The sequence below is a fragment of the Puniceibacterium antarcticum genome (assembly GCF_002760615.1).
Taxonomy (GTDB): domain Bacteria; phylum Pseudomonadota; class Alphaproteobacteria; order Rhodobacterales; family Rhodobacteraceae; genus Puniceibacterium; species Puniceibacterium antarcticum.
On the sequence record NZ_AWWI01000039.1, the window covers coordinates 1 to 4,269 of the forward strand.

The window sequence follows — 4,269 nt, forward strand, 5'->3', positions numbered from 1 at the left end:
CTACAGTTTTGGTGGGATCGATAAGGAAAATCAGTGGTTTCTGACTTGTTCAGGGCCAACTGTTTAGAGCAATCGGTCTGACCAGGTTCTTGACCTTGTTGGAGTCGATCTCGACACGGCCGTCCGTCAGGAAGGTTTGAAGGCCGTCCCAGTGCGGTGGATGTAGGCGAGCTTCTCTCCGAGGCGCGATTTGGCCGAGATGCGCAGACGTTGCGCTTGCAGCCAAGTGCCGAAGGCTTCGACCAGAGGGGCGGATCGGGCTCGGCGGGCCGAGAGGCGCTGGCCCGGGGACGTGCCGCGGATATCTTTCTCGACGGCATAGATTTCGGCGATCCGGCGCAAGCCCTCGGCTGCGATTTCCGAGCCATCGCGGTCGAAGACTTCCTTGAGTTTGCGGCGGGCGTGAGCCCAGCAATGCGCGACAATGATCGGATCGCCGTTCTTGCGGTTCGGGCCCGTCAGCCGATTGTAGCCCTGATAGCCATCGAGTTGCAGGGTTCCGTTGAACCCGACCAGGAATTTCTCGGCATTCTCCCCGGGGGGATCATCGCCGCCCCATGACCGATCATCGCGGGCAAGCGCCCATACCTTTAGCACGGCGCGGGTACATATAAAAATCATCAGAATTTGCCGCGCGTAGCGCATCAGGGGGGCCACCAGCGCAACACAGAAGGCCGCAGATTTTGTGCTGGACGCCGTCGAAGCCCGCGGCGCCGACGTTGCCGCTGCCTGAGCAGCAAGAACTTGCCGGAAGATCCGCAGTCTGCGGATCTTCCTCAGGGTGCATATTGTCTGTCAGGAGCTGGGCAGGCATGTGCCCGGTCATGCGAGGGGTCGTGAAATCACCGCGCCGAGACATGTGTCACGACGCTGGCCAGCGCCTAGTCCGCGTCAGCCGCCATGCTGTCAGGTGCCGGGCAAATATTTGGCAGGGACAATCGGCGCGGCTTCGTGCGGGGAATCCCGAGCCAGCCACCACAGCTGGTTTCCGGGCATGTACCCTCGGATATGCGGCCCACTCTGAGGCGCGACGCCTCTGTACAGGAGACACCACTGGGACGGTGCCCAGACCAAAGACGAGGAAGGATTTGCCCGTGCACACAATTGTCGTTGCAAACAACAAGGGCGGCGTCGGCAAGACGACCATCGCCACCCAGATCGCGTTTCACCTGCGCCACGCCGGGCATTCGGTTGTTGCGGTTGATCTTGATGGGCAAGTCAACCTCACCTCCGCGCTTCCGGGCGTGCGGGTTGTCGGCAATGCCCTGGGCATGGTCGAGACTGGCGCGGTGCCGCCGTTCACCACCGAACCCGGTGAGCTGGTCCTGATCGAAGGCGACGCCGAGGTGCCGGTGAGTTCGGCTGACGCCGTTCTGCGGGGCACAGCGCAGGGGTTGCGCTCGATTGACGGGCCGGAGTTCTGCGTGATCGACACGCCGCCGACCTTCTCTGCGGTGGTCTATGGCGCCATGCTCTCTGCCGATTACATGTTGGCGCCGATCGAGCTCAAGAAGTTCTCGCTCGACGGGGTGGAGGGCGTGCTGAAAGCCTTTGTGCAGGTGCAGGAACTCAATGAAGGCATTACCTTTCTCGGCTTGTTGCCGTCGCGGTTCGACGCGGTGAAGCAGAGTGAGCGGGACACCTTGCAGCTGGTCGCCGAGTCTTATTCGGCCCTCATCATTCCGCACGCGATCAGAAACCGCGTTGGCTACGAGATGGCCGAAGCCGAAGGCCTGCCCGTGTTCGAGGTCACAACCCGGAGCGGCAAGGAGGCGGCGGCTGAATTTGGCGCATTCTTCGCGTGGTTGAGAACCGCCCTGCAAGAGGAGGCATAAGCAATGGCAGACAAGACATTTTCAAGCACAACGCAAACCCTCGACCGCCTCAGGAAGAGCGGCGACCTCTCTGCCCTGACACGCCGGAAAAAGCCCGCACAGGATGGGCCAAGTGAAATTCCCCTCGCGGACATCCAGCCCGATCCGGACCAGCCGCGGCGGCAGTTCGATCCCGAGAAGCTGCACTCCCTCGCCAACAGCATCAGGGCGCAGGGGGTGTTGCAGGCCATCACCGTCCAGCCCGCAGGTGAGGATGGCACACACCGGCTCATCATGGGCGAGAGACGGTTTCGGGCAGCAAAGCTCGCGGGGCTTGATCGGATCCCCGCCGTTGTGAAGGAGCTGAGCAATACCTTGCGGATGGCCCAGCTCACGGAGAATGTGCAGCGCGCCGACCTCACGACACTGGAGATCGCTGAGGCAGTTGCGGCAATGCGTGCTGCAGGGCAGTCCCGCCGCGACGTGGCGCAGGCGCTTGGCTGGAGCGAGGGTGAAGTTTCCCGCTTCGGTGCAGTGATGAGCATGCCGGAGGAGTTGCGGGATGCTGCGGCACAAAATGCGCCGATCCGCGCGATCGCAGATCTGAACACCTTGTGGAAGAAGGATCCGCAGGCCGTGCACGCCTTTCTTGGGCGGACTGATGTGGCTGATATTTCCCGTTTCACGGTCGATGCGCTGCGCACCGAGATCGAGGCCGGGCTGCGCAAGCAGGATGAGGCGCCGAGGGATCCGGACGCTTTGAACCTCGCGCCATCGCCCAAGGTCGCAGAGTTGCACAGCCCATCCAGTGGCGCAGAAGAAGAAGCAGGACGCGCGAATATTCTTCCGGAAACGTCCCCTGACAGCAGGGCGGGTGCCCTGACGCTTTTTGTGCGGCACGGGCATGCCACCGGTCAGGTGCTCTTAGATCGCCCTGCGTCCAACCCAAAGTCACTGTTCGTCAGCTTCGACGATGGAAAACGCATCGAGGAAGTCGCCCTGTGCGAGCTTGCGCTGGTTGAAGCGCGGCCGCGTTAGCAGACAGGATACCCCACCCGCCGAGGGTCGTGCCATTGCGGATCATCAGTGTCGATGGTGTCGAAACGGCGGGCGCCCTTCTGGCGGTCTACCACGGTGTCCGGCCAGAGCGACAGCCTGAGTGGCGGGGGAGGCTGCGCAATCCCCGCCCGTTTCTCAGGGACCTGGGCTGCATCTTCAAACCCCACCACAGGTCATCCAGCCAAAAGGACCGCTGATATGTCTCTTGTTCCGCCCTCCCTTCGAGCGGTTTGGCAGTCTGCCGAGCTGCTGATTGCATTCCACAAGAACCGGAACCAGACGAAGCGGGACACACCGTTTTTCTGGCGCCCGGCGCAGGCATTCGCCCGGCTTCGGGCAAAGCCGGAAGATCAGGAGGCCGTTGTCGTTCTGCGGGCCGCTGGTGACAGCGAGGATGTGCAGATCAAGATGCACCCCGACAAGATCGTGATCCGCCGCGACCGGCCCCTCGGCTGGTCTGGCGTCATTCTGGAGGATGAGCAGATCAGGATCATGCTCGATGACAGCGTGATCCGCGTAGATCCGGATGGCAGCGTGGTCGTGGAACGGGATGCCGAAAAAACCCATCTTGAGGGCACTGGCGCGATCTTCCGGTTCACGCCAGAGGTGGAAATCCATGTCTCTGCCGATGGCGAGCGCATGTCGCGTCACACCGAGCATCAGTTCGACGCCTTCACGCCCGATGGGATTGTGTCGCGGCGCAAGTGACAGGCAGGCATGGCGCGCTGCTCGCGTATGAGCCGACAGTCCGTCGACCTGTTCGGCGGGGGCGGAGGTTCGGAAATGCAAAAGTTGCCTATGATGCCCCCTTCACGGCCCTCTACGGGATACTCTGACCGCCGTTTATGCGGCTCTCACATCTCACGAGGAAACTCGGGCAGAGGCGGGTTGCGGGCTAGCTTTGGAGTCCAGAGGCGGAGATGCCAGAGGGCACCCCCGCCTCTGGACGTGCGCTGCTCGCGCGCAGGCCGCCGGGCGGCGAATGTGGTCCCGGACCACATTTTGGGTTGGGGAGGAGACGAATGCAGGATAGGCTAAGCGCCAGCAATGTAATACATATTCAATGACACCGATGCAGAAGTCCTCTCTCATTCAAACCCGCGTTCCGCCCGATCTTCGCACCAATCTCGAAGCCGTGGCAGAGGAAGCGGGGCTGACCGTCTCGGGGCTTCTGCGGTTGCTGATCGAAAATGTGACAGAGGATGCAGACACCCCGTCAGCGCCCCCGCGGCTTGCCTCAAAGGCACGGCGTGAAGGCAAGGTGACGGTCCGTCTGGCCGAGGATCTGCGCGCCAAACTCGAGACGGAGGCCAAGGGGCAGGGCGTCGCGGTGTCGACCTGGGCCGCCACGCTTCTGGCCGCGCGGCTGCGGCAGGCGCCGCAGGCGGTGGGCCGC

General features: G+C 62.7%; 3 protein-coding genes and 2 pseudogenes. 4 read left to right on the top strand and 1 reads right to left on the bottom strand.

Annotation, left to right across the window (positions count from 1 at the left end):
• Positions 1-61 precede the first annotated feature (61 nt).
• Positions 62-588: pseudogene (locus P775_RS04125) on the bottom strand (IS66 family transposase); the annotation flags it as partial.
• 506 nt (positions 589-1,094) lie between these two features.
• Here P775_RS04125 and P775_RS04130 point away from each other — a divergent pair.
• The 4 genes and pseudogenes from P775_RS04130 to P775_RS04150 all read left to right on the top strand — a co-directional run.
• Positions 1,095-1,835 (top strand): ParA family protein, encoded by a 741-nt coding sequence (locus tag P775_RS04130; protein WP_099909775.1) that lies wholly within the window; start codon positions 1,095-1,097, stop codon positions 1,833-1,835.
• Positions 1,836-1,838: 3 nt separating this feature from the next.
• Positions 1,839-2,852, top strand: coding sequence for a ParB/RepB/Spo0J family partition protein (locus P775_RS04135; protein ID WP_099909776.1), 1,014 nt, complete (start codon positions 1,839-1,841; stop codon positions 2,850-2,852).
• A gap of 219 nt (positions 2,853-3,071) precedes the next feature.
• Positions 3,072-3,581 (top strand): hypothetical protein, encoded by a 510-nt coding sequence (locus P775_RS28785; protein WP_245875560.1) that lies wholly within the window; start codon positions 3,072-3,074, stop codon positions 3,579-3,581.
• A gap of 364 nt (positions 3,582-3,945) precedes the next feature.
• Positions 3,946-4,269: pseudogene (locus tag P775_RS04150) on the top strand (type II toxin-antitoxin system RelB/DinJ family antitoxin); the annotation flags it as partial.

Excerpts from the sequence above, each read along its gene's own strand:
- P775_RS04135 (WP_099909776.1), top strand. The coding sequence starts at position 1,839 with ATGGCAGACAAGACATTTTCAAGCACAACGCAAACCCTCGACCGCCTC.
- P775_RS28785 (WP_245875560.1), top strand. The coding sequence starts at position 3,072 with ATGTCTCTTGTTCCGCCCTCCCTTCGAGCGGTTTGGCAGTCTGCCGAG.